Annotated in this window: 25 protein-coding genes and 1 tRNA gene; 16 read left to right on the forward strand and 10 right to left on the reverse strand. The window is 40.9% G+C overall.

Annotation, left to right across the window (positions count from 1 at the left end):
- Nucleotides 1-58 precede the first annotated feature (58 nt).
- The 7 genes from ileS to agaF all read left to right on the forward strand — a co-directional run bounded on the left by ileS (nt 59) and on the right by agaF (nt 7,373).
- Entirely contained in the window at nt 59-2,878 is a 2,820-nt protein-coding gene (gene ileS / locus L4F91_RS01580; RefSeq protein WP_395896903.1) for an isoleucine--tRNA ligase, read from the forward strand.
- Nucleotides 2,879-2,967: 89 nt separating this feature from the next.
- Nucleotides 2,968-3,462: a signal peptidase II gene (gene lspA / locus L4F91_RS01585; protein WP_395896905.1), complete on the forward strand. Its 495-nt coding sequence runs from the start codon at nt 2,968-2,970 to the stop codon at nt 3,460-3,462.
- Nucleotides 3,459-4,403, forward strand: a complete 945-nt coding sequence (gene ispH / locus L4F91_RS01590) for a 4-hydroxy-3-methylbut-2-enyl diphosphate reductase (RefSeq protein ID WP_250350950.1) — start codon at nt 3,459-3,461, stop codon at nt 4,401-4,403. Before lspA ends, ispH begins: the two co-directional genes overlap by 4 nt.
- 375 nt (nt 4,404-4,778) lie before the next feature.
- Nucleotides 4,779-5,252, forward strand: a complete 474-nt coding sequence (gene agaV / locus L4F91_RS01595) for a PTS N-acetylgalactosamine transporter subunit IIB (protein WP_250350949.1) — start codon at nt 4,779-4,781, stop codon at nt 5,250-5,252.
- A gap of 18 nt (nt 5,253-5,270) precedes the next feature.
- A complete protein-coding gene (agaW, locus tag L4F91_RS01600) occupies nt 5,271-6,047 on the forward strand; it encodes a PTS N-acetylgalactosamine transporter subunit IIC (protein ID WP_250350948.1) in 777 nt (258 codons plus the stop codon).
- Nucleotides 6,037-6,879: a PTS N-acetylgalactosamine transporter subunit IID gene (gene agaE, locus L4F91_RS01605; protein ID WP_395896908.1), complete on the forward strand. Its 843-nt coding sequence runs from the start codon at nt 6,037-6,039 to the stop codon at nt 6,877-6,879. Before agaW ends, agaE begins: the two co-directional genes overlap by 11 nt.
- Before the next feature lie 59 nt (nt 6,880-6,938).
- Complete coding sequence (gene agaF / locus L4F91_RS01610; RefSeq protein WP_395896910.1) at nt 6,939-7,373, forward strand: PTS galactosamine/N-acetylgalactosamine transporter subunit IIA; 435 nt, start codon at nt 6,939-6,941, stop codon at nt 7,371-7,373.
- Nucleotides 7,374-7,375: 2 nt separating this feature from the next.
- Here the strand turns inward: agaF and greB are convergent, their stop codons facing one another.
- The 3 genes from greB to L4F91_RS01625 are packed head-to-tail and all read right to left on the reverse strand — an operon-like array spanning nt 7,376 to nt 8,573.
- A complete protein-coding gene (gene greB / locus L4F91_RS01615; protein ID WP_250350945.1) occupies nt 7,376-7,852 on the reverse strand; it encodes a transcription elongation factor GreB in 477 nt (158 codons plus the stop codon).
- A 33-nt stretch (nt 7,853-7,885) separates the two neighbouring features.
- A complete protein-coding gene (locus L4F91_RS01620; RefSeq protein WP_265762298.1) occupies nt 7,886-8,305 on the reverse strand; it encodes a type II toxin-antitoxin system VapC family toxin in 420 nt (139 codons plus the stop codon).
- Between the two features lie 7 nt (nt 8,306-8,312).
- Nucleotides 8,313-8,573, reverse strand: a complete 261-nt coding sequence (locus L4F91_RS01625) for a type II toxin-antitoxin system Phd/YefM family antitoxin (RefSeq protein WP_250350943.1) — start codon at nt 8,571-8,573, stop codon at nt 8,313-8,315.
- Between the two features lie 160 nt (nt 8,574-8,733).
- On the opposite strand from L4F91_RS01625, the gene L4F91_RS01630 reads away from it, so the two are divergent.
- On the forward strand, nt 8,734-11,052 hold the full coding sequence (locus L4F91_RS01630) for a Tex family protein (RefSeq protein WP_395896913.1): 2,319 nt from the start codon (nt 8,734-8,736) through the stop codon (nt 11,050-11,052).
- A 12-nt stretch (nt 11,053-11,064) separates the two neighbouring features.
- Entirely contained in the window at nt 11,065-12,387 is a 1,323-nt protein-coding gene (brnQ, locus tag L4F91_RS01635) for a branched-chain amino acid transport system II carrier protein (protein ID WP_395896915.1), read from the forward strand.
- A 31-nt stretch (nt 12,388-12,418) separates the two neighbouring features.
- Here brnQ and glpE read toward each other — a convergent pair whose 3' ends face one another.
- A complete protein-coding gene (gene glpE, locus L4F91_RS01640; protein WP_250364076.1) occupies nt 12,419-12,754 on the reverse strand; it encodes a thiosulfate sulfurtransferase GlpE in 336 nt (111 codons plus the stop codon).
- Nucleotides 12,755-12,884: 130 nt separating this feature from the next.
- Between glpE and ubiA the strand changes: the two genes are divergently transcribed.
- The 5 genes from ubiA to L4F91_RS01665 all read left to right on the forward strand — a co-directional run bounded on the left by ubiA (nt 12,885) and on the right by L4F91_RS01665 (nt 16,507).
- Nucleotides 12,885-13,760, forward strand: coding sequence for a 4-hydroxybenzoate octaprenyltransferase (gene ubiA / locus L4F91_RS01645; protein ID WP_250350939.1), 876 nt, complete (start codon nt 12,885-12,887; stop codon nt 13,758-13,760).
- A gap of 82 nt (nt 13,761-13,842) precedes the next feature.
- Nucleotides 13,843-14,367 (forward strand): ATP-dependent protease subunit HslV, encoded by a 525-nt coding sequence (hslV, locus tag L4F91_RS01650; RefSeq protein WP_017805350.1) that lies wholly within the window; start codon nt 13,843-13,845, stop codon nt 14,365-14,367.
- Complete coding sequence (locus L4F91_RS01655; RefSeq protein WP_395896918.1) at nt 14,367-14,687, forward strand: DMT family transporter; 321 nt, start codon at nt 14,367-14,369, stop codon at nt 14,685-14,687. Before hslV ends, L4F91_RS01655 begins: the two co-directional genes overlap by 1 nt.
- Nucleotides 14,688-14,733: 46 nt before the next feature.
- On the forward strand, nt 14,734-16,065 hold the full coding sequence (hslU, locus tag L4F91_RS01660) for an HslU--HslV peptidase ATPase subunit (protein ID WP_395896920.1): 1,332 nt from the start codon (nt 14,734-14,736) through the stop codon (nt 16,063-16,065).
- A 28-nt stretch (nt 16,066-16,093) separates the two neighbouring features.
- Nucleotides 16,094-16,507 (forward strand): hypothetical protein, encoded by a 414-nt coding sequence (locus L4F91_RS01665; RefSeq protein ID WP_395896922.1) that lies wholly within the window; start codon nt 16,094-16,096, stop codon nt 16,505-16,507.
- Between the two features lie 109 nt (nt 16,508-16,616).
- Here L4F91_RS01665 and ligA read toward each other — a convergent pair whose 3' ends face one another.
- Both ligA and zipA read right to left on the reverse strand, forming a co-directional pair.
- On the reverse strand, nt 16,617-18,647 hold the full coding sequence (gene ligA / locus L4F91_RS01670) for an NAD-dependent DNA ligase LigA (protein ID WP_250364079.1): 2,031 nt from the start codon (nt 18,645-18,647) through the stop codon (nt 16,617-16,619).
- A 119-nt stretch (nt 18,648-18,766) separates the two neighbouring features.
- The gene (gene zipA, locus L4F91_RS01675) at nt 18,767-19,759 is read right to left on the reverse strand and encodes a cell division protein ZipA (RefSeq protein ID WP_395896924.1); all 993 of its coding nucleotides are present in this window, start codon (nt 19,757-19,759) and stop codon (nt 18,767-18,769) included.
- Nucleotides 19,760-19,908: 149 nt separating this feature from the next.
- On the opposite strand from zipA, the gene cysZ reads away from it, so the two are divergent.
- A complete protein-coding gene (gene cysZ, locus L4F91_RS01680; protein WP_395896925.1) occupies nt 19,909-20,757 on the forward strand; it encodes a sulfate transporter CysZ in 849 nt (282 codons plus the stop codon).
- Nucleotides 20,758-20,875: 118 nt separating this feature from the next.
- Nucleotides 20,876-21,826, forward strand: a complete 951-nt coding sequence (cysK, locus tag L4F91_RS01685; protein ID WP_250364082.1) for a cysteine synthase A — start codon at nt 20,876-20,878, stop codon at nt 21,824-21,826.
- Between the two features lie 280 nt (nt 21,827-22,106).
- Here the strand turns inward: cysK and L4F91_RS01690 are convergent, their stop codons facing one another.
- The 4 genes from L4F91_RS01690 to L4F91_RS01705 all read right to left on the reverse strand — a co-directional run bounded on the left by L4F91_RS01690 (nt 22,107) and on the right by L4F91_RS01705 (nt 23,386).
- Nucleotides 22,107-22,397 carry a type II toxin-antitoxin system RelE/ParE family toxin gene (locus L4F91_RS01690; protein WP_250350932.1) on the reverse strand — a complete coding sequence of 97 codons (291 nt, stop codon included), beginning with the start codon at nt 22,395-22,397 and terminating at the stop codon, nt 22,107-22,109.
- Nucleotides 22,387-22,647, reverse strand: coding sequence for a type II toxin-antitoxin system Phd/YefM family antitoxin (locus L4F91_RS01695; RefSeq protein WP_395896929.1), 261 nt, complete (start codon nt 22,645-22,647; stop codon nt 22,387-22,389). Before L4F91_RS01695 ends, L4F91_RS01690 begins: the two co-directional genes overlap by 11 nt.
- Nucleotides 22,648-22,778: 131 nt before the next feature.
- Nucleotides 22,779-23,069 (reverse strand): Arm DNA-binding domain-containing protein, encoded by a 291-nt coding sequence (locus tag L4F91_RS01700; protein ID WP_250350930.1) that lies wholly within the window; start codon nt 23,067-23,069, stop codon nt 22,779-22,781.
- A 227-nt stretch (nt 23,070-23,296) separates the two neighbouring features.
- Nucleotides 23,297-23,386: transfer RNA gene (locus L4F91_RS01705), tRNA-Ser, on the reverse strand.
- Nucleotides 23,387-23,423 lie beyond the last annotated feature (37 nt).

A 23,423-nucleotide genomic window follows, 5' to 3' on the forward strand; every position in this document is an offset into this window, starting at 1 on the left:
CCAAGGTTATTGTGCATTTAATGCAAGATTTTATTTTATACAACGTGGAAAAAACAAAATGTCGAATGAAAACGTAGATTACAAAAATACGCTAAACCTGCCAGCAACAGGTTTTCCGATGCGTGGTGATCTGGCAAAACGTGAGCCAGCAATGCTAAAAAATTGGTATGAGAAAAAACTTTACGAAAAAATCAGACAATCTGCTCAAGGAAAAAAATCCTTTATTTTGCACGATGGGCCTCCTTATGCTAACGGCTCAATTCATATCGGGCACGCTGTAAATAAAATTCTGAAAGACATTATTGTAAAATCCAAAACCGCCGCAGGTTTTGACAGTCCTTATATCCCGGGATGGGATTGCCACGGCTTGCCGATTGAATTGAAAGTAGAAGGTTTGGTAGGGAAACCGGGCGAAAAAATTTCTGCTGCACAATTCCGCCAAGAATGCCGTAACTATGCCCGTGAACAAGTGGAAGGGCAAAAGAAAGATTTTATCCGTCTAGGCGTCTTGGGCGATTGGGATAATCCTTATTTAACAATGAATTATGACACTGAGGCCAATATCATTCGCACGCTGGCTAAGGTGGTCGAAAACGGGCATCTTTACAAAGGCTATAAACCTGTGCATTGGTGTTTGGATTGTGCTTCTTCTTTGGCAGAAGCCGAAGTGGAATATGAAGATAAGACTTCCCCGTCTATCTATGTAACATTCCCTGCAACGGATGAAAGTGCGGTGCTAAATAAATTTAATTTAATCCAAGCAGGTAGCGGTGAAGTAGCGGCAGTGATTTGGACAACCACCCCTTGGACATTGCCATCAAACCGTGCCATTGCAGTGAATGCAGAGCTGGTTTATCAATTATTACAATTTGGCAATAAGCGTTTAATTTTAGCGAAAGCATTGGTCGAAAGCGTGCAAAAAGCCTTAGGTGAAGAAAACGTGAAGGTGCTAGGTGAAGCAAAAGGGGCTGACTTAGAACTTCTCCGTTTTAACCACCCGTTCTATGAGTATAGTGTGCCAGTGATTTTAGGCGATCACGTTACCACCGATGGCGGTACAGGTTTAGTGCATACCGCACCAGATCACGGTCAAGACGACTATTTGGTTGGCTTGAAATATGGTTTAGAAATGGCGGCATTAATTAATGATGCAGGCGTATTTAAAGCTGAAACGCCATTTTTTGCGGGTAAAGGCGTGTTTGAAAGCAATGATTTGGTTATTGAAAAACTTACAGAAACAGGTAACTTATTGAAATTAGAAAAAATTCGTCATAGTTATCCGCATTGCTGGCGACACAAAACGCCAATTATTTTCCGTGCGACACCGCAATGGTTTATTGGAATGGAAACAAATGGCTTACGTCCGCAAGCGCTAAGCGAAATCAAAAAAGTACGTTGGATTCCAGATTGGGGGCAAGCACGCATTGAAACAATGGTGGAAAACCGCCCAGATTGGTGTATCTCTCGTCAGCGTACTTGGGGCGTGCCAATGGCGTTATTTATCCATAAAACCACAGAAGAATTGCACCCTCGCACACTTGAACTTATTGAGCAAGTTGCGCAACTCGTGGAACAATCCGGCATTCAAGCGTGGTGGGATCTGGATCCGAAAGATTTGCTTGGTGAAGATGCTGAACATTATAAAAAAGTGCCAGATACCCTTGATGTTTGGTTTGATTCAGGATCAACGTATTCTTCGGTTGTGAAAGCACGTCCAGAATTTAATGGGCAGGAAGCCGATATGTATTTAGAAGGCTCGGATCAGCACCGTGGCTGGTTTATGTCATCATTAATGCTTTCAACTGCAACGGATAACAAAGCCCCTTATAAGCAGGTACTAACCCACGGTTTCACCGTTGATGGCAAAGGGCGTAAAATGTCTAAATCTATCGGTAACATTGTTACCCCACAAGAAGTGATGGATAAATTTGGTGGCGATATTTTACGTTTATGGGTGGCTTCAACGGATTATACAGGGGAAATGTCTGTTTCAGACGAAATCTTAAAACGTGCAGCCGATAGTTATCGCCGTATTCGTAATACCGCACGTTTCCTTTTGGCGAACTTAAATGGTTTTGATCCGAAACGTGATTTAGTTAAACCAGAAGAAATGATCGTACTCGATCGCTGGGCGGTAGATTGTGCTTTAAATGCACAAAAAGAAATCCAAGAAGCGTATGATAATTATCAATTCCACGCCGTTGTTCAGCGTTTAATGAAATTCTGTTCAATTGAAATGGGATCATTTTATTTAGATATTATCAAAGATCGTCAATACACCACCAAAGCGGACAGCCTTGCACGTCGTAGCTGTCAAACAGCCTTATGGCATATTGCCGAGGCGTTGGTTCGTTGGATTGCGCCAATTTTATCTTTCACTGCCGATGAAATCTGGCAATATATCCCAGGTGAACGTGCGGAATTTGTGTTTACAGAGGAATTCTATAACGGCTTATTCCCATTAAACGCAGAAGAAACAATGAATGATGCCTATTGGCAACAAGTGTTGAAATTGCGTGATGAAGTAAACCGTGTGTTAGAGCAAGCCCGTGCAGATAAAACCATTGGTGCCGCATTGGAAGCAGAAGTAACCCTTTATGCCAACGATGAATATGCGAAGATCTTATCGCAACTTGAAAATGAATTGCGTTTCGTCTTAATCACGTCAAAAGCTCAAGTCAAACCATTGGCTGAAGCCGATGTTGAAGGGGGCGAGGTAGAAGGCTTTAAGGTGAAAGTGGTGCGTTCTGCAAATGAAAAATGCCCACGCTGTTGGCACTATTCTGATACCATTGGTACAAACCCAGCACACCCGACGCTGTGTTCGCGCTGTGTTGAAAATGTCGATGGCAAAGGCGAAGTCAGACGTTTTGCGTAAAAATTCATAAAAATTCCACCGCACTTTAATTTGCTGAAATCATAAAGTGCGGTGATTTTTTAAGGCGTTTTATAAAATAAGGAAACCCAATGTTAAAAAACTCAGGACTTGCTTTTCTCTGGCTAAGTGCAGTGGCGTTTTGTTTAGATTTATTGACTAAATATTTCGTGGTCAGTCATTTTGAGCTATATGAAAGTATCCAAATTTTGCCTATTTTTAACCTCACCTATGTGCGGAATTATGGTGCGGCATTTAGTTTTTTAGCGGATCATTCAGGCTGGCAGAAAAGTTTTTTTATCTTACTTGCCATTGGGATTTCCGTAATACTCACGGTTTTCTTAGCAAAAAATAAAGCGAGCCAACGCTTACAAAATAGTGCCTATGCGTTGATTATTGGTGGGGCATTAGCCAATATGGCTGATCGGGCTTATCGCGGCTTTGTGGTGGATTTTTTTGATTTCTACTGGCAACAATGGCATTATCCCGTGTTTAATGTAGCGGATATTGCTATTTGTATTGGCGCGGCATTGCTTGCTATTGATGCGATTAAAAATAATGAGAAAAAAACGGAGAAAGCCAAGTGAAAATTATTTTAGCCAACCCACGTGGCTTTTGTGCTGGGGTAGATCGTGCAATTAGCATTGTCGAATTAGCCTTAGAAATTCACGGTGCGCCGATTTATGTGCGCCACGAAGTGGTACATAACCGCTTTGTGGTTAATGGATTGCGTGAACGTGGCGCCGTGTTTGTAGAAGAATTAGATGAAGTGCCAGATGGTGCTATCGTCATTTTTTCTGCCCACGGCGTTTCTCAAGCTGTTCGTCAAGAAGCCAAAAGACGTGCATTGAAAGTCTTTGATGCGACTTGTCCGTTAGTAACCAAAGTGCATATGCAAGTGGCACGAGCTAGCCGAAAAGGCACTAAAGCTGTGCTAATCGGACACGAAGGCCACCCAGAAGTAGAAGGTACAATGGGGCAATATGATAATGCAGAAGGCGGAATTTATTTGGTGGAAGATGTGGAAGATATAGCAAAATTAGCCTTAACAAAGGATGATGACATCACTTTTATGACGCAAACCACCCTTTCTATTGATGATACCAGTGAAGTGATCGCCGCGTTGAAAGAGAAATATCCCGCTATTCAAGGACCGCGTAAAAATGATATTTGTTATGCCACCACCAATCGCCAACAAGCGGTAAGAGAATTAGCTAAGATGGCGGATTTAGTCATCGTAGTTGGCTCAAAAAACTCTTCAAATTCCAACCGCTTAGCAGAACTTGCCACAAGAATGGGGGTAACGGCTCAATTGATTGATGATGCTAATGATATTGACATTGCTTGGCTCAAAGAGGTCTCCACCATAGGCATTACCGCCGGCGCTTCTGCGCCAGAAGTGCTAGTGCAATCTGTGGTAAATCGCTTAAAAGAACTAGGTGTAACGCAAGTAGAAGAGCTACAAGGCTGCGAAGAAAACACCGTGTTTGAAGTACCAAAAGAGCTGCGAATTAAAGAGGTGCATTGATCCTCAATCCGTTACGAAACCACTTATAGGATAAGTGGTTTTTTTATCGCTAATCAAAATTAAGAATAATACCCTTGCTTTCTTATTATCGTTAGTTGAAATCATTATTTCATATCAGTTGTAACTTATTGTCTTATTTATTTGAAAGGTAAGTGATGTGTATTTTGCGTATAATCTATGTGCTTGTCTTTTTTCTTTTTATTATTCTATTTTAAAATGAGACCGCATAAGCTGATTTTTATGATGCTAATGTTCCTTACTATACGATAAAAATATTTTTAGATCTTCATCACACTTCCTTATTTTGTTCTTTGCATTTCCTATTTTTTAGGCGTAAAAAGAAGATACTCAGAATGAGTTATCAAGGAGTGTACTATGCCAAATATTGTGTTAAATCGAATTGATGAGCGTTTAATCCACGGGCAGGTTGGGGTGCAGTGGGTTGGTTTTGCGGGAGCTAATTTGGTGCTGGTTGCTAATGATGAAGTGGCCGAAGATCCAATGCAACAAAACCTAATGGAAATGGTATTAGCGGAAGGGATCGATGTGCGTTTTTGGCCATTACAAAAGGTGATTGATAATATCCATCGCGCAGCGGATAGGCAAAAAATCTTGCTTGTGTGCAAAACACCGAGTGATTTTTTAACCTTAGTGCAAGGTGGGGTACCCATTGACAAAATCAACGTAGGCAATATGCATTATGAGGAGGGCAAAACGCAGATCCATAAAACCGTATCCGTAAATGAGAAAGATAGAGCGGCATTTGAACAGCTACGTCAGCTTGGTGTGCAGTGTTTTATCCAAGGTGTACCAACCGAAGAGGCAATAGATTTATTTAAATTATTGTAAGAAAGAAGAGAGGAAACGATGGAAATTGGACTTTTACAGGCACTCTTATTGGGTGTACTCGCATTTTTTGCAGGTCTTGACCTCTATAATGGTTTAACACATTTTCATAGACCCGTTGTATTAGGACCTATTGTAGGGGCGATTTTAGGGGATTTACAAACAGGGATCTTAGTTGGCGGTACCCTCGAATTAGTCTGGATGGGGCTTGCACCATTGGCAGGTGCGCAACCACCCAATGTGATTATCGGCACTATTGTGGGAACTGCATTTGCCATCACGACGAAAACCGATCCGAAAGTTGCGGTTGGCGTGGCAGTGCCTTTTGCTATTGCGGTACAAATGGGAATCACCTTTCTGTTCTCTGTTATGTCAGCGGTGATGTCTCGTTGTGATCAAATGGCGGAAGAAGCGAATCTCAAAGGCATTGATTATGTGAACTATCTTGGTTTGTTAGTGCTAGGTACATTCTATTTCTTCTGTGCGTTCTTGCCAACTTACTTTGGCGCGGAATATGCAGGGAAAATCATTGCAATGTTGCCAAAAGAAGTGATTGACGGCTTGGGTGTCGCTGGAGGCATTATGCCGGCCATCGGGTTTGCAGTATTGATGAAAATTATGATGAAAAATGCCTATATCCCTTATTTTATTCTCGGTTTTGTGGGGGCAGCTTGGCTTAAGCTTCCTGTGTTAGCGATTGCTGCTGCGGCGGTTGCAATGGCTCTCATTGATTATATGCGTAAGGGGAATACTGAAACGAAAGCAACGCCAAAAGAGGAGTTTCAAGATGGAATCTAAAGCACGTCAAAACGTACAAAATGATAATGTGTACGAAGATCAAACAATGGGAAAAGAACTGACTAAAGCTGATATTAATACGATGGCGTGGCGTTCTTTATTACTTCAAGCCTCTTTCAATTATGAGCGTATGCAAGCAGCAGGTTGGTTATATGGAATTAGCCCTGCATTGAAAAAAATTCATACTAACAAAGCGGATTTAAGCAAGGCAATGAAAGGGCATTTGGGCTTTTTTAATACCCATCCATTCCTTGTTACGTTCGTTATGGGAATTGTGCTGGCAATGGAGCGCTCCAAACAGGAAGTAAACGCCATTCAAAGTACAAAAATTGCAGTGGGTGCGCCCTTAGGCGGCATTGGGGATGCCTTATTTTGGTTTACCTTGCTACCCATTTGTGGCGGGATCGGTGCAAGCCTTGCTTTACAAGGCTCAATCCTAGGGGCGATTTTCTTCTTTGTCGTATTCAATATCGTGCATTTCGGTTTACGTTTTGGTTTAGCACACTATGCCTACAAAATGGGAGTTGCGGCTATTCCAACCATTAAAGCTAACACGAAGAAAGTGTCACACGCTGCTTCAATGATTGGTATGACTGTGATTGGCGCACTAGTTGCCACTTACATTCGTTTCCAAACTACCGCAGAAATCACCGCAGGCGATGCCGTGGTGAAAGTGCAAGCGGATGTGCTTGATAAACTTATGCCAGCTTTCTTGCCGTTGGTGTACACCTTATTGATGTACTACTTGGTGAAACGTAATTGGTCGCCATTACGCTTAATTATTCTCACCGTCGTCATTGGTATTGGCGGACGTTTTGCGGGTATCTTATAAAATGAGTGATGACAAATGCCGAGTATTTGCTCGGCATTTTTTATCAATAAGGAGAAAAAATGACAATCTTGATCGTGAGTGGACACGGACATTTTGCAACAGGACTACAAAGCGCGTTGGAACAAATTATCGGGCAATATCCCAATGTGGCATTTTTTGATTTTGATGATAAGCAAATCACGCCCGAACAGCTACATCAAAACATCGCACAATATCTCACAGCGGAAAATGCAAGTGCGGTACTTTTTTGCTGTGATATTTTAGGCGGCACCCCATTTCGTCAATGTGCAATGATTGCCCAACAGTTTGAGCGCACGGAAGTTATTGTTGGCACGAATTTACAAATGTTGATTGAAACCATAATGGCAAAGGATGAACTGACATTTCCAGAATTGGTGGCGCAAGCCCTAGCCAGTGCAAATCAAGGCATCACGACCCTTTCAGCACAACAAAAAATAAAAAGAACGGCTCGCGTGGAAGATGAGGGGATTTGAAGCTATATCTCATACCAAATTTTATTCACAAATAATGTTACCAAGCCCGATGGTGTATGGACTTTCACTTCATCATCGACTTCTTTGCCAATCAACGCGCGGGCTACGGGGCTGTCGATGGAAATCCAATTCTTAGCTGGATCAAATTCATCGCAGCCCACAATACGGTATTGACTTTCCTCTCCATTTTCATTTTCAAGGCTAACCCAAGCACCAAAAAAAATTTTGCCTTCTTGTCTTGGGTGATAATCTACAATCTGCAACACTTCTAAACGTTTTGTCAAAAAACGCACACGGCGATCAATTTCACGCAAACGGCGTTTACCATAAATATATTCGGCATTTTCACTACGATCGCCTAACGCAGCGGCATCAGAAACCGCTTGGGTAACTTTTGGGCGCTCTTCTTTCCATAGAAATTTTAATTCTTGATCTAATTTATTCCAGCCACTGCGTGTGATGTAGTTTGATTTTGGCATTTTGCTATTCCTTTACCTTTGAATGGATAAAACTTATTTATCAAATGGATTCAATAATTTTACGCCCATACGCGAGAAATCTGCGGTATTTCGTGTAACCAGCGTCAGACCATATTGAATAGCGCTGGCAGCAATCCAAGCGTCATTCTCAGGACAATGATCGGGAATGTGTAAGGTAGCACAAATTTTCGCTGTTTTATCATCAAGATGAAGGATACGATTTGAAAAGCCTGTCTTTATCGTATGTTCAAACCATTGACGGAGTATTTTTCCTTGCCAAGGATCTTTACGTTCTTTGGCTAAAATGCCACGTTCCAATTCCATCATTACGATAATATTCGTATAAATTTGTTGTTCATTAATTCCAGATAACCAATTAATGACCCCTTGGTTCGCTTTACCACTTTTAATTTTACGAATTTCACTTAATACATTGGTGTCAATAAAATACATTTTTCCCTTATTCATCAAACTCAAGCGGCGTGCGTTGCTTTATTGAACGAGGTGGAATGTCTAACTCAATATCCGCCTCATCTTGTGGCGTTAATGCCTCTAAAGCATTACGAGGAGAATGAGATTGCAACATTTTCTGGTAATCTGCATAGCTCATTAATACATAAGTGGGTTCACCGCGATTTGTTACAATAACAGGCGCGATTTGTGCCGCTTTTTGTGCCTGATTGAGATGCTGGTTAAATTCTCGGCTAGTCATAATCGTCATTTTTATCTCCTTGTAGCAATGTTTCTACAATTTAGTGTAAAAGTAAAAAAATAACAAGAAAAATTGTAGGCTAACTTTATGAGCAAAGAAACATTTGAGCAAAGCCCATAAAACCAGTATCCTATGGCGAATTTTTACTTTTACTAATGAATAAACGCTAATGTTAAATCAACAAATTTCACAGATCATTGCCGCTGAATTAACGGTGCAACCACAGCAAATTCTTGCTGCCATTCAATTATTAGATGAAGGCAATACCATTCCTTTTATTGCGCGTTATCGTAAAGAGGTCACTGGTGGCTTAGATGACACTCAATTACGCCATTTTGAAACGCGCTTGATTTATTTGCGTGAGTTAGAAGATCGCCGTCAAACGATTTTAAAATCTATTGAAGAACAGGGCAAATTAACGGACGAATTACGCAACCAAATCCAACAAACTCAAAGCAAGACGGAGTTAGAAGATTTATATTTGCCGTACAAGCCGAAACGCCGTACCAAAGGGCAAATCGCCATTGAAGCTGGGCTTGAACCGCTGGCTGATCGTTTATGGAATGATCCAAGCCAAGATCCTGAAACCGTAGCAAGCGCTTATATTGATGCGGAAAAAGGCTTTGCCGATAGCAAGGCGGTGTTAGATGGCGCACGTTATATTTTAATGGAACGCTTTGCGGAAGATGCCCAATTATTGGCGAAAGTGCGTCAGTATTTACAAAAAAGTGCGGTATTAATTTCTAAAGTTTTAGAGGGCAAAGAACAAGAAGGCGAAAAATTCCAAGATTATTTTGATCACCAAGAGCTTTGGCATAATGTGCCTTCTCACCGCGCTTTGGCAATGTTCCGTGGACGCAATGAAGGCATTTTACAGTTAAGTTTAAATGCGGATCCCGAACAAGAAGAAGGGGCGCGTCAAAGTTATTGCGAGGAAATTATTCGTCAGCATCTGGGCGTACATTTTAACCAACAGCCAGCGGACAAGTGGCGTGAGCAGGTGATAAGCTGGACGTGGCGGATTAAGGTTTCACTCCATTTAGAAACGGAATTAATGAGCCAATTGCGTGAAAAAGCAGAAGATGAGGCAATCAATGTATTTGCTCGAAATCTTACCGCACTTTTAATGGCGGCACCAGCCGGGGCAAAAAACACAATGGGGCTAGATCCCGGTTTGCGAACAGGGGTAAAAGTGGCGGTTGTGGATAATACGGGTAAATTATTGGCAACGGATACGGTTTATCCACACACAGGACAAACGGCAGCAGCAATGGCAAGCCTTTATCAATTAATCGAACGCCATAATGTGGAACTGATTGCTATTGGTAATGGTACGGCATCAAGAGAAACGGAGCGTTTTGCTAAAGAGGTGGTAAAACAAATCTCAGGGCAAAAACCACAAACAGTGGTAGTCAGTGAAGCGGGGGCTTCCGTGTATTCAGCATCAGAATTAGCCGCACAAGAATTTCCACAGCTTGATGTGTCTTTACGGGGGGCGGTGTCTATTGCGCGCCGTTTGCAAGATCCATTGGCAGAATTAGTGAAAATTGAGCCGAAAGCCATTGGCGTGGGGCAATACCAGCACGATGTCAATCAAACTCAACTGGCGCGTAAATTAGATGCGGTGGTGGAAGATTGTGTAAACGCGGTAGGCGTGGATCTCAATACCGCCTCTGTACCGTTGCTTTCTCGCGTGGCAGGAATGACCAAAACGCTCGCACAAAATATCGTGCAATTTCGTGATGAAAATGGCCGTTTTGAAAACCGCGAAGAGCTGAAAAAAGTTTCTCGTTTAGGGCCAAAAGCCTTTGAACAATGCGCAGGCTTTATGCGTATTTCAGCTGGGCAAAATCCTCTTGATGCGTCAGGTGTTCACCCAGAAACCTATCCTGTGGTGGAAAAAATCTTGCAAGCAACTCAGCAATCCATTCAAGATTTAATGGGCAACGCCAGTGCAATTCGTCAGTTAGATGCAAAACAATTTATTGATGAACAATTTGGTTTACCAACGGTGCAAGATATTTTCAAAGAATTAGAAAAGCCGGGACGTGATCCGCGTGGCGAGTTTAAAACCGCCACCTTTATTGACGGTGTGGAAGAAATCAGTGATTTGAAAGCAGGAATGATCCTTGAAGGCACGGTAACCAATGTAACCAATTTTGGGGCGTTTGTGGATATTGGTGTTCATCAAGATGGGCTTGTGCATATTTCTTCGCTTTCTAATAAATTTGTTGAAGATCCGCACGATGTGGTGAAAACCGGTGATATTGTAAAAGTGAAAGTCTTAGAAGTGGATGTGGCCCGCAAGCGTATCGCTTTAACGATGCGTTTAGATGAACAAGCAGGGGATAAAGCAGAAAATAATGAAAAAAATCACCGCACTTTAGCGGCAAAAAATCCTCGTAGCCCACAGCCACAGCGTAAACCACAAAATAATAGTGTAATGGGTAACGCCTTTGCCGATGCGTTGAAAAACTGGAAAAAATAAAGGGAAAGTTGAATGACAAAAAATACCTTTATTATTGGGTTTATGCTTTTTGCGATTTTTTTTGGTGCGGGAAATCTGATTTTCCCGCCTAAATTAGGCTTTGAAACAGGAACGGCATTTTTGCCTTCTATTTCAGGCTTTGTGCTAACTGGTGTGGGCTTGCCATTGCTTGGTATTATTGTGAGTGCTTTTTACCGTGGTGGATATATTGTGGCATTAAGACAAATTCATCCGTGGTTTTCTGTGCTGTTTTTGGTCTCCATTTCCCTTGCAGTTGGGCCTTTTTTTGCCGGACCAAGAACCGGCGCAATGTCTTATGAAATGGTGATGATTCCCTTTCTTAAAGAAGCCGATAGCCTTTCTCAATTATTATTTACTTTTGTATATTTTATGCTCAGCTTATGGTTGAGCCTAAATCCGTCTAAAATGGTGGAACGTATTGGCTCTATTCTCACGCCAGTATTGTTGCTTGCGATAATTGCTTTAGTGGTAAAAGCGGGGATAATGCTGGTTGGGAAAACACCTTTGCCAATGCCGACTGTCGCAAGTCATACGGATTTTTTCAATGGAGCAATTAACGGCTATTTAACGATGGACGCATTGGCTTCCATCGCATTTTCTACGATGGTGTTAGGGGCGATCAAATCCAGTGCGGTAAAAACCGTTTCATTACAAAAACAAACCATTTTTGCCGCAATAATCGCCGGTATTGCCTTAGCATTGATTTACATTTCCCTTGGCTGGGTAGGCAATCACTTAATGATTAGCCCTGACGTGCTGGCACAGTTACAGCAAAATAAGCAGGATCTTGGCACTTATATTTTAAATCAGGTTACGACAATGGCTTTTGGTGAGCTAGGGCGAATGGTGCTGAATATCATTGTATCGTTGGCTTGTTTGACTACCGCGGTTGGGCTGTGTGCTTCGGTTAGTAGTTATTTTCACCAACAATTTCCGCGATTTTCTTACCGCACTTATGCCATCTTATTTTGTCTGATTAGCTTTGTGATCGCCAATCTTGGCTTGAAAGAAGTGATTGGGCTTTCTTTGCCTGTGTTGATGATTTTATACCCTATTACCATTACGGTGATTTTGCTGTTGCTACTGAATTTATTTTTGCCAATGCCGATCTTGGCTCACCGCTTAGCGATTGGTTTGGTGACATTGGTGTCGATTTTATCCGTGCTAGGTTCAGGCAAAATTGATTTGCTCGACCAACTTCCACTTAAGCCTTATTCCATAGAATGGCTACCTTTTGCATTTGTGGGCTTGGTGGCAGGATATTTGTTAGCTAAATCAAAAGAAAAAGTGATTTTTCCGATTAAATCAGAATAAACAGAAGGCGGTATCTCCGCCTTTTTCTTGTTTAATTTTCTGGTACAGCTTCGCCTTCTAGCGGTAAATCAGCTTGTTCCCACCCCATAAAGCCACCCTGCATACTATATACGTTATCGTAGCCTTGCTCGATAAGAAACGCACCTACATTGCGGCTGCTAATACCGTGATAACAGCTCACGATGATAGGATCATCATAATCTACTTTTTGTTGAAATTCGCCATAGCTTTGATTCGTCAAGTGAAAAGCCCCTTTTGGGTGGCTATGCGTAAAACGAGGGAAATCGCGAATATCCACCAACGTGGCATTTTCTTCATTCATCATTTGCCAAGCTTGCTGTGGTGTGATTTCTTTAAGTGCGGTCATTTTTTTCCTTGCTTTTAGCGGTGAATAAAAGAATAAAACGCTATCTTATTGATATAGATCAATTTGTTCAAGACCTTTTCCCTTTTTTCAAGTAAAATAACCGCACTTTTGATTTAGCTAATTTAGGACTATGCCACAACTTTCGGAAAAACTGACTGCTTACGCACAATTAATGCGTTTTGACAAACCCATTGGCACATTATTGTTATTGTGGCCAACACTTTGGGCATTGTTTTTGGCAGAGAAAAGCATTCCGCCTGTTTCGGTGTTAATCGTTTTTGTCCTTGGCGTCATCATTATGCGTGCCGCCGGTTGTGTAATCAATGATTATGCCGATCGCCATATTGATGGCAAAGTGAAACGCACTTCACAACGCCCTTTGGCAACAGGAAAAGTCAGCGAGAAAGAGGCGAAATTACTTTTTGCCGGGCTTATTTTCTGCGCTTTTATTTTGGTGCTATTTTTGAATTATTACGCGATTGGTTTGTCATTTATTGCCGTCTTGTTAGCCTTTATTTATCCCTTTATGAAGCGTTATACCCATCTTCCCCAGTTTTTCTTAGGGGCAGCTTTCGGCTGGTCTATTCCAATGGCTTATGGCGCATTAATTGAACAACTTCCTTTGGAATGTTGGTTATTATTTATTGCCAATCTTGCTTGGACAGTGGCTTATGACACCCAATATGCAATGGTGGATCGTGATGACGATTTACGAATTGGGGTGAAATCCACGGCGATCTTATTTGCGCAATATGACAATAAAATCATTGCATTATTGCAATCTATTGCTTTGGGGCTGTTGGTTATTATCGGCTACCAATCTCATTTGCATTACAGCTATTTTATTGTACTTGCGCTAACCGCACTGCTTTTTATTTATCAATGTAAACTCACCCGTCATCGTCGTCGTGAAGACTGCTTTAACGCCTTTCTTAATAATAATTATGTGGGATTAGGCATTTTTCTTGCTTTTCTTATGGGAATCGCTGGGACAGCATTTTTCTAAAAGAAATACAGATTATTATCTTGAAATTTAAATTTTTGCCCTAACCTTATAGCCATCTCTTTTAGCTAAAAAAGGAAAAAGTATGACCACAATAGTAAGTGTTCGTCGCAACGGGAAAGTTGTTGTCGGTGGCGATGGCCAAGTCTCTCTCGGCAATACGGTAATGAAAGGCAATGCCCGTAAAGTTCGCCGTTTATATAATAACAAAGTGTTAGCAGGATTTGCTGGAGGAACAGCAGATGCCTTTACCTTATTTGAATTATTTGAGCGTAAATTAGAAATGCACCAAGGGCATTTACTAAAAAGTGCGGTGGAATTAGCGAAAGATTGGCGGACAGATCGTGCGTTACGCAAGTTAGAAGCGATGCTTATTGTCGCCGATGAAAAAGAAAGTTTAATTATTACGGGGATTGGTGATGTGGTTCAGCCAGAAGAAGATCAAATTCTGGCGATTGGTTCAGGCGGCAATTATGCGATGTCTGCGGCACGTGCGTTAGTACAAAACACCGATCTTTCTGCCCGTGAAATCGTAGAAAAATCACTCAAAATTGCTGGCGATATTTGCGTTTATACCAACACAAATTTCACCATTGAAGAATTGCCATAATGGCGTGGCTTTATTTAGTTTGTGCTGGCTTGCTTGAAATTGGCTGGCCAATTGGACTAAAAATGGCCACTCAACCCAATAAAGTGGTGCTAGGTTCATCACTTGCCGTTGTTTTTATGGTGGGCAGTGGATTATTACTTTACCTTGCACAACGGACTATCCCAATGGGAACCGCCTATGCGGTATGGACAGGAATCGGTGCTGCTGGTGCGTTTATCGTTGGCGTGCTTTGTTACAATGATGCACTCACATTTTGGCGAGCATTGGGAGCAATAATGATTGTAAGTGGTGTTATTGTACTTAAATTAGCATCACATTAATTCCATTTATTCATACTATAAATGGCTTATCAAAAAGGATTAAATTATGTCTGAAATGACCCCTCGTGAAATTGTTTCTGAATTAGATCAACATATTATCGGACAAGCTGATGCTAAAAGAGCCGTGGCAATCGCATTGCGTAATCGCTGGCGTAGAATGCAATTACAAGAGCCATTACGCCACGAAGTAACACCAAAAAATATTTTAATGATCGGGCCTACTGGGGTGGGTAAAACGGAAATTGCCCGCCGTTTAGCAAAATTAGCCAATGCGCCTTTCATTAAAGTGGAAGCCACCAAATTTACCGAAGTGGGCTATGTTGGGAAAGAAGTGGATTCGATCATTCGTGATCTAACCGACAGTGCGATGAAATTAGTCCGTCAGACAGAAATTGAAAAAAATCGTTTCCGTGCAGAAGAAGCGGCAGAAGATCGCATTTTAGATGCACTCTTACCACCAGCGAAAAACCAATGGGGCGAAGTGGAAAATCACGATACCAATAGCAGTACTCGTCAAGTGTTCCGCAAAAAATTACGTGAAGGACAGCTTGATGATCGTGAAATTGATATTGATGTTGCTGCCCCTTCAATGGGCGTTGAAATTATGGCGCCACCGGGAATGGAAGAAATGACAAGCCAGTTGCAATCAATGTTCCAAAATCTTTCCAGTGGCAAAACCAAAACTCGCAAAATGAAAATTAAGGACGCATTCAAAGCCCTTGTTGATGATGAAGCGGCGAAATTAATTAACCCTGAAGATCTCAAACAAAAAGCAATTGAAGCGGTAGAACAAAACGGTATTGTCTTTATTGATGAAATCGACAAAATCTGTAAAAAAGGCGAATACAGCGGTGCAGATGTTTCCCGTGAAGGCGTACAGCGTGATTTATTGCCATTAGTTGAAGGCTCAACGGTTAGCACCAAACACGGAATGGTAAAAACCGATCATATTTTATTTATTGCTTCTGGCGCATTCCAAGTGGCGCGCCCTTCTGATCTCATTCCTGAATTACAAGGTCGTTTGCCAATTCGGGTAGAACTCTCGGCACTAAGTGCAGAGGATTTTGAGCGAATTCTTACTGAACCAAACGCCTCTCTAACAGAGCAATATAAAGCGTTAATGGCAACAGAAGGCGTAAACATCACCTTTACCCAAGATGCAATTAAGAAAATTGCTGAAGCGGCTTTCCGCGTAAACGAAAAAACGGAAAACATCGGTGCGCGTCGCTTACATACGGTGATGGAACGCTTAATGGATAAAATCTCGTTTAATGCCAGCGATATGAATGGTGAACAGGTAACCATTGATGGTGCTTATGTTGCAGAAGCCTTAGGCGAAGTGGTAGAAAATGAAGATTTAAGTCGTTTTATTCTCTGATAATATAAGACAAATTATGGAGGTCTTGATGACAAATAAAAAAAACACAATTATTATTTATATTTTTATGCTCGTCACGTTTGTAGGAGCGATTATAGGAATTTTTTATGATTTTCTTTCAACGGCTATATGTTGTTTAATGTCCTTCATAGCTATTTTTTCGCCTTATATAAAATACTGGCGTAAACTTTTTTATTCAATATTCTTCCTTTTGATTTTGGCGTTAGCTGTCGTTATTTTTATAACCCCTTCTCTCTGTGATGAAAATGCACTTAGCGCTAAACTTTTCTCTTTTAGGAAAGATCAAGTTGATATGTTCCTGTCAGGAATAATAATTCCTCTGTTATATATTTTGTTTTCTAATCGCATAAGTAACGCTTTAAAAGCTGTACTTAGAGAGGAACGAAAAAAATTGAAGAATAATAATGCTGCAAGAAAATAAGTAATAAGATCAACTAATTGATTATATTTACTTTTATAAATATTTGCTGAAATAAAGAGCGGTAGAAAATTTCAAGATTTTTTACCGCTCTTTATTATTTTCGGCATAATTAAATTGAATTCGCCATAGCGAGAAATTCCTCTTCGGTTAAAATCTTAACCCCTAATTCAAGGGCTTTGTTGAGTTTTGAACCTGCGTTATCGCCTGCGATCAAATAATCTGTTTTGGCAGAGACACTGCCTGTTACTTTACTGCCGAGTTGTTGCAATAAGGCTTTGGCATCATTGCGTGCCATTTGGGTGAGTGTGCCAGTGAGTACCACGGTTTTACCTTTCAGTGGATTTTCGCCCACTTCTTGCACTTGAACATCGTCCCAGTGTATGCCTTGATTGATAAGATCATTCACCACATCTACATTATGCTGTTCACGCCAGAAGACAAAAATACGATTTGCCACAACTTCGCCAACATCTGGAACTTCTTGGAGTTGTGCGATCTCTGCCTGTTTAATAGCATCCAGATTTTTGAAATGATTAGCGAGATTTTGCGCGGTCGCTTCTCCAACATCTCGAATGCCTAAGGCAAAAATAAAGCGTGCAAGCGTGGTATTTTTGGCTTTTTCTAAGCTATTTAACGCATTTTCTGCCGATTTTGCCCCCATACGTTCTAAACGCATTAAGGTTACTTCATCTAATTTAAACAGATCCGCTGGGGTGTGAATAAGCTCACGATCTACCAGTTGCTCAATCAGTTTTGCGCCCACACCATCAATATCCATTGCTTTACGAGAAACGAAGTGTTTGAGTGCTTCTTTACGTTGTGCCTCGCAGAATAAACCACCGGTGCAACGCGCTACGGCTTCACCATCAATACGCACGATCACAGAACCACATACAGGACAATGGCTTGGAAAAATAATGGGTTTAGCATCGGCTGGACGGCGATCTGCCACTACGCCAATAATTTGTGGGATCACATCACCAGCACGACGGATAATGACTGTGTCGCCAATAGCGATATTCAAACGTTCGATTTCATCGCCATTATGTAAGGTGGCATTGCTGACGGTAACCCCGCCAACAAAGACCGGTTCAAGTTTTGCCACAGGTGTGATCGCACCCGTTCTGCCCACCTGAAATTCCACATCATTTAGCACGGTGAGTTCTTCTTGCGCGGGGAATTTATAAGCAATTGCCCAACGTGGTGCTTTGGAAATAAAGCCAAGCTGTTCCTGCAATGCAATATCGTTAATTTTTAGCACCGTACCATCAATGTCGTAGCCTAAATGAGGGCGTTTTTCTGCCATAGTGCGGTAGAATTTCAGCACATTTTCGACACCATTACAGCGTTCAATTTCTTTATTAATAGGAATACCGATAGATTTTAGCCATTGTAGGCGATCAAAATGGGTATTAGGTAGCGACACGCCTTCGGCAACGCCAATACCATAAGCATTCAGCATTAATGGGCGTTGGCGAGTGATTTTGGGATCAAGCTGACGCAATGAGCCTGCTGCCGCATTGCGAGGATTGGCAAAGGTTTTTTCCCCTTTGGCTAACGCCATTTCATTGAGTTTTTCAAAACCTGCTTGTGGCATAAACACTTCACCGCGAACTTCCAAACGTGTGGGGGGATTGTCAGTTAAAAGTTGCAAAGGAATATTGCGAATGGTACGAATATTCGCCGTGATGTCCTCTCCAGTCGTTCCATCGCCACGGGTGGCGGCTTGGGTGAGGATACCATTTTCATACAAAATACTTACCGCTAAACCATCTAATTTGGGTTCACAACAGAAGGTTAATGGATCGGGCAACACGCCCAAACGATCTTGAATACGTTTTACAAAGGCAGTAAATTCCTCATCAGAAAATGCGTTATCTAAGGACAGCATTGGAATTTCGTGGGTTACCTGAGCAAAGCCCGAAAGCGGTTTTGCCCCCACGCGTTGGGTGGGCGAATGGCTATCCGCAAATTCAGGATATTCCTGTTCTAATTGTTTAAGTTTTTTAAATTTTTTGTCATATTCATAATCAGATATTCTTGGGGCATCTAGTACATGATATTCGTATTCTGCACGCATCAATTTCTTTTTTAATAGTTTGATTTCTCTTCTTATACTTTCTAAATTTGCTTTTTTCATTGTAACTTTCCTTCTAAAAAATCATCGCACTGTTGTTTTACCACAAGGCAAATAATTAAGGCGGACACTTTGGCCCGCCATTTGCGATAAAAGAAAGTGCGGTGCTTTTTTCTGTCTTTTTAAGCACTCACTTTGGCGAAATAAGTTTTTTCCGCATTGTCATCAAAAATTTCTTGTTTATCGGTAAGTACAAAACCACCCAGTTCTTCGGCAATGGTTTTGGCAGCACGGATCATCATTCGCAAATTGACTAAATCATTACCGTGCGACGGTAGTTGCATAAATAACGCAATGCCCACTGTGTAGAAATCTGCCATATTGTTTGGCTCAAACGTACCGGGCTGTTGAATATTGGCTGCACTGAATAGCACAGGGCTTGCAACGCTGAGATCCAAATGGCGGTGGTAAATTTGTTGATATCCAAAAAGAAAACCAAGGTCATCAAGCACTTTGGCTAATTCCGCCCCATTAAAATCACGATTTTCTGGTGAGACAACATAGAGCATTAGAAAATCTGCTGCTTGCGTTGTCTGTTTTTCTTCCACTTGTGGTGTTGGCGTGTTTTCTGTGATTTCCTCAAATTCGATGGTTGGACGTTCACGTTCAATTTGAAGGTGAGTTTCAGATGCGCTAGCTAGCACCTCAGATAATTTGTGTTCGGCGTGAATCCCTTCATCAGTATTGAGGGTTGCTTCAATTTCCGAGATAGTTGCCGTTGCCAAATGTTGGGGTGTTTGATAGTTCACAACTGGCTCAACACTGGCTTGAATGGGTTCTGGCTCATTTGGCAAGCTAATTTTAATTTGATTAATTGCCTGCTCTACATTTTGAGATTCTTCTCGTTGAGGTGTTGCAAAGGTATATTGTTCAGCCTCAAAATCTAAATGCTGTTGGGCTGGCTGAAGGTTTTCAGGCACAGATTGTGAAGCATTTTCATTCTGAATGTGCTGATTAATATTTTCTTGTGGCTGGCGAACGCGATAATCTTTGCTAAATGTATTTCCATTTTCAAAAATTTGCGATTTTTCACGGCGGTTAGACCATATTCCATGAATTACTAAGGCAATTAAGGCAATTACCCCTAAAATAATCAAAATAGTATTCAAATCCATTACTTGCATTCTCCCAACATTAAATTAAAGGGCGGAATAAATTTGCCGATAGCTTACCATATTTTGCAAATTCGGTGATATGTAAAAATTGATTTTTTTTACCGCACTTTGTATGCTACATCGCATTTTATTTGATTAGGAAACAAAAAATGTTACAAGCAAAGGAACTTAGCGAAGGTTTTCATTATTTCGTGATGGGCTGGCATTTGATTACACAAAAAGGCTTAAGACGTTTTGTTATTATGCCGGTTTTGCTCAATATCTTATTACTTTCAGGCTTGTTTTGGCTATTTATCAGTAATATTGGTGGATTAATTGATGAATTGATGAGTTATGTGCCTGATTGGTTAGCATGGCTTAGTGGGATTTTGTTAGCATTATCCATTTTTATGATTTTAACCCTGTTTTATTTTGCATTTACTATGCTTTCAGGCTTTATTGCAGCCCCGTTTAATGGCTTATTAGCGGAAAAAGTGGAGCAAAGGCTCACGGGGGAAAATCTGATTGAAATGAGTACAATTGATTTCCTCAAAGATATTCCTCGAATGTTAGGGCGTGAATGGCAAAAATTATGGTATAGCCTACCAAAAATAATTGCCTTGTTTTTATTAAGTTTTATCCCTATATTAGGGCAATCCGTGGTGCCTGTGCTAACCTTTTTATTTACTGCGTGGATGATGGCGATTCAATATTGTGATTATCCTTTTGATAACCATAAAATTCCTTTTCGCATTATGCGTAATGAATTAGGTGAAACGCGTACGCTCAGCTTAACCTTTGGTAGCTTAGTAACTTTTTGTACCTTTGTACCAGTCATTAATTTAGTGATTATTCCCGTCGTAGTATGCGGTGCAACAGCAATGTGGGTGGAAAAATATCGAGATAATGCCTTATTTGCATTTAAACCACATAAGCAGTCAGCGCAAAATCACCGCACCAAAATTGTTAATCATCAACAAGAGCAATTAAAACATCAGTCAAATCGTTTTATTAATTAGTTGAAATGAGTGCGTAAATAGCCGTTGGTTATAAAATATAGCCAACGGCTATTTTTTATCGCAGAAAAACTATGCTAAAACTAACCGCACTTTCAATTAAATTAAATAGGTGAACACAATGACGATTTACAGTGATAATTCTTATTCAATCGGCAATACGCCATTAGTCCGTTTAAAACATTTTGGTAATAATGGAAATCTGGTCGTAAAAATTGAAGGGCGAAATCCAAGTTTTAGTGTGAAATGCCGTATTGGGGCGAATATGATTTGGCAAGCGGAAAAAGATGGCATTCTCACCAAAGAGAAAGAAATTGTTGATGCCACTAGCGGTAATACAGGCATCGCACTCGCTTATGTGGCAGCAGCGCGAGGTTATAAACTGACTCTCACTATGCCTGAAACAATGAGTTCTGAACGTAAACGTTTATTAAGAGGTTTAGGTGTCAATCTAGTGCTAACAGAAGGCGCAAAAGGAATGAAAGGGGCAATTGCTGCCGCAGAAGAAATTGTGGCCAGTGATCCTAACCGTTATGTGATGCTCAAACAATTTGAAAATCCAGCGAATCCTGATATTCATCGTCAAACTACGGGCGTAGAAATTTGGAATGACACAGAAGGCAAGGTAGATGTTGTGGTAGCTGGCGTGGGAACAGGGGGGACAATCACGGGGATCTCACGTGCGATCAAACTAGATAAAGGGAAACAAATTCTTTCTGTTGCCGTTGAACCCGAAGAAAGTCCAGTCATTACGCAAACCTTAAATGGCGAAGAAGTGAAACCCGGTCCACATAAAATCCAAGGTATTGGTGCAGGGTTTATCCCGAAAAACCTTGATCTTTCTTTAATTGATCGCGTAGAGCAGGTAAACAGTGAAACCGCTATTGCCACAGCGCGCCGTTTAATGGCGGAAGAAGGTATTTTAGCGGGGATTTCATCAGGTGCGGCGGTCGCAGCAGCCGATCGTCTGGCAAAATTGCCTGAATTTGCCGATAAACTGATCGTTGCGATCCTTCCTTCCGCCGCAGAGCGTTATTTAAGTACTGCATTGTTTGAAGGGATTGAGGGGTAATCGTCATTTTACAATGAATAGACTAAGGGATTTATTTTACGGAATAAATCCTTTTTTAATGACAAAAAAGAGAATTTTGAAAGATAGAATGGCGGTGAGAGGGTATTTCAATTCTTTTGCCTAACTTACTGTATTTTCTATGGTTTTCTATTTTCTTTATCTGCTTCAGGGATCTAAACCCCTTGCTTGAGTATAAAGTAGGAATAGAAAAGGCGGCAAGGCTAGGGATTTTTACAAGCGATTTCCCCATTTTGTTCCGTTCAGCTAGCACAAAATCCCGTTACTGGGTTTTTCTTAATAGGGCTTTTTTATAGGCTTCTAGTCGATTTCTTTTGCCAACTGAAAGCACGATCACCGTAATTTTATTGTCATTTACATCATAAACAAGCCGATAGCCTGCTGATCGCAATTTGATTTTATAGAGTGTTTGATAACCGTGCAATTTATCACTTGGAACGTGAGGGTTTTCTAACCGTTCAATAAGTTTTGCTTTGAATTGCTGGCGTAAGGTGTCGCCTAATTTTTGCCATTCCTTTAATGCCCGTTTATCGAAAAGCAGTTTATAGGTCATCTAGGCTAACCTCTACAGGGTTAAGGGTGGCAAGACGTTTTGTGGCAATTTCGCCTAATTCTTTATCTTCTAGCATTTCTTGGATAGCAGCAAACAGTGCGGGATTGATACAGTAAAAAACGGGTTCATTACGGTTTAGAATAGCGATTGCACCTTCTTCTACTGTACCTTCTGATACGATCCCCATTGGATTTTTTTTCAAGTCGCTAATGCTTGCGGTGTGGCGGGTTAAGATTTGATGAATTGCCATTATGTTATTCCTTATTATGTTTAATTCGGTCAAATATTAGCACTATTAAAAATCTTATAAAAGATTTTTAAGTCTTGATGTAGTAAAAAAGGCGGTGATAAAACCGCCCAAAGTTTACAGCCTAACGAAAGCTAATCTAGCATATTGATGTTCTCAATTAATGCTAAGGCGTTATAGTTTTTAATAATAAAATCAGCTAAGTAAGAAATCGTCATATTTAACGCTTCTTCAAGGGAAATAATATCAGCCCGCCCAAGGTTCTTTTTTCTAATCGCCTTAGTATCGGGTAAGCGGTAAATATAACGATAAGACTTGCTACCCTTAGGGGTCATCACTAAAAAGAGTTTATGCCCTAATGAATAGCGTTCTTCTTTGCCTGTGGCTTTCAGTTTATTGATAAAAGTCTGGTTAATTTTAGTCATAGTGTTAGCTCTTGATTTAATTAAAAAATTTCAAGAAATGATCCCTAAAATCTAAAAAATCCATTTTTGTAAGTGAGAGCTAACAAAAAAGGGATCATTTGGGATCATTTCGCCAAGAACAAAAACACGCAAAAAGAACAGAAAAAACAGAACGAACTATAAAAAGCCTTGTTTTTTAGTAAGTTAGTGAAAAATACGAACAAAAAGAACTGAAAAAATATCAGCTATGGCGGTGAGAGGGGGATTCGAACCCCCGATGCACTTTCGCACATACACGCTTTCCAGGCGTGCTCCTTCAACCACTCGGACATCTCACCATTGGGAATAGAGGCAGAATATAAAGATTTCATCGGC

This window comes from Avibacterium sp. 20-126 (genome assembly GCF_044358625.1).
Taxonomy (GTDB): domain Bacteria; phylum Pseudomonadota; class Gammaproteobacteria; order Enterobacterales; family Pasteurellaceae; genus Avibacterium.

Coding starts and splice junctions, on each gene's coding strand:
- agaE (WP_395896908.1), top strand. CDS start 6,037: ATGGAATCTAAAGCACGTCAAAACGTACAAAATGATAATGTGTACGAA.
- cysZ (WP_395896925.1), top strand. CDS start 19,909: ATGTTACAAGCAAAGGAACTTAGCGAAGGTTTTCATTATTTCGTGATG.
- agaV (WP_250350949.1), top strand. CDS start 4,779: ATGCCAAATATTGTGTTAAATCGAATTGATGAGCGTTTAATCCACGGG.
- L4F91_RS01690 (WP_250350932.1), bottom strand. CDS start 22,397: ATGACCTATAAACTGCTTTTCGATAAACGGGCATTAAAGGAATGGCAA.
- hslV (WP_017805350.1), top strand. CDS start 13,843: ATGACCACAATAGTAAGTGTTCGTCGCAACGGGAAAGTTGTTGTCGGT.
- hslU (WP_395896920.1), top strand. CDS start 14,734: ATGTCTGAAATGACCCCTCGTGAAATTGTTTCTGAATTAGATCAACAT.
- L4F91_RS01655 (WP_395896918.1), top strand. CDS start 14,367: ATGGCGTGGCTTTATTTAGTTTGTGCTGGCTTGCTTGAAATTGGCTGG.
- agaF (WP_395896910.1), top strand. CDS start 6,939: ATGACAATCTTGATCGTGAGTGGACACGGACATTTTGCAACAGGACTA.
- zipA (WP_395896924.1), bottom strand. CDS start 19,759: ATGGATTTGAATACTATTTTGATTATTTTAGGGGTAATTGCCTTAATT.
- cysK (WP_250364082.1), top strand. CDS start 20,876: ATGACGATTTACAGTGATAATTCTTATTCAATCGGCAATACGCCATTA.
- L4F91_RS01620 (WP_265762298.1), bottom strand. CDS start 8,305: ATGTATTTTATTGACACCAATGTATTAAGTGAAATTCGTAAAATTAAA.
- L4F91_RS01700 (WP_250350930.1), bottom strand. CDS start 23,069: ATGACTAAAATTAACCAGACTTTTATCAATAAACTGAAAGCCACAGGC.
- brnQ (WP_395896915.1), top strand. CDS start 11,065: ATGACAAAAAATACCTTTATTATTGGGTTTATGCTTTTTGCGATTTTT.
- glpE (WP_250364076.1), bottom strand. CDS start 12,754: ATGACCGCACTTAAAGAAATCACACCACAGCAAGCTTGGCAAATGATG.
- ubiA (WP_250350939.1), top strand. CDS start 12,885: ATGCCACAACTTTCGGAAAAACTGACTGCTTACGCACAATTAATGCGT.
- L4F91_RS01630 (WP_395896913.1), top strand. CDS start 8,734: ATGTTAAATCAACAAATTTCACAGATCATTGCCGCTGAATTAACGGTG.
- agaW (WP_250350948.1), top strand. CDS start 5,271: ATGGAAATTGGACTTTTACAGGCACTCTTATTGGGTGTACTCGCATTT.
- L4F91_RS01695 (WP_395896929.1), bottom strand. CDS start 22,647: ATGGCAATTCATCAAATCTTAACCCGCCACACCGCAAGCATTAGCGAC.
- ligA (WP_250364079.1), bottom strand. CDS start 18,647: ATGAAAAAAGCAAATTTAGAAAGTATAAGAAGAGAAATCAAACTATTA.
- L4F91_RS01625 (WP_250350943.1), bottom strand. CDS start 8,573: ATGACGATTATGACTAGCCGAGAATTTAACCAGCATCTCAATCAGGCA.
- greB (WP_250350945.1), bottom strand. CDS start 7,852: ATGCCAAAATCAAACTACATCACACGCAGTGGCTGGAATAAATTAGAT.
- lspA (WP_395896905.1), top strand. CDS start 2,968: ATGTTAAAAAACTCAGGACTTGCTTTTCTCTGGCTAAGTGCAGTGGCG.
- ileS (WP_395896903.1), top strand. CDS start 59: ATGTCGAATGAAAACGTAGATTACAAAAATACGCTAAACCTGCCAGCA.
- L4F91_RS01665 (WP_395896922.1), top strand. CDS start 16,094: ATGACAAATAAAAAAAACACAATTATTATTTATATTTTTATGCTCGTC.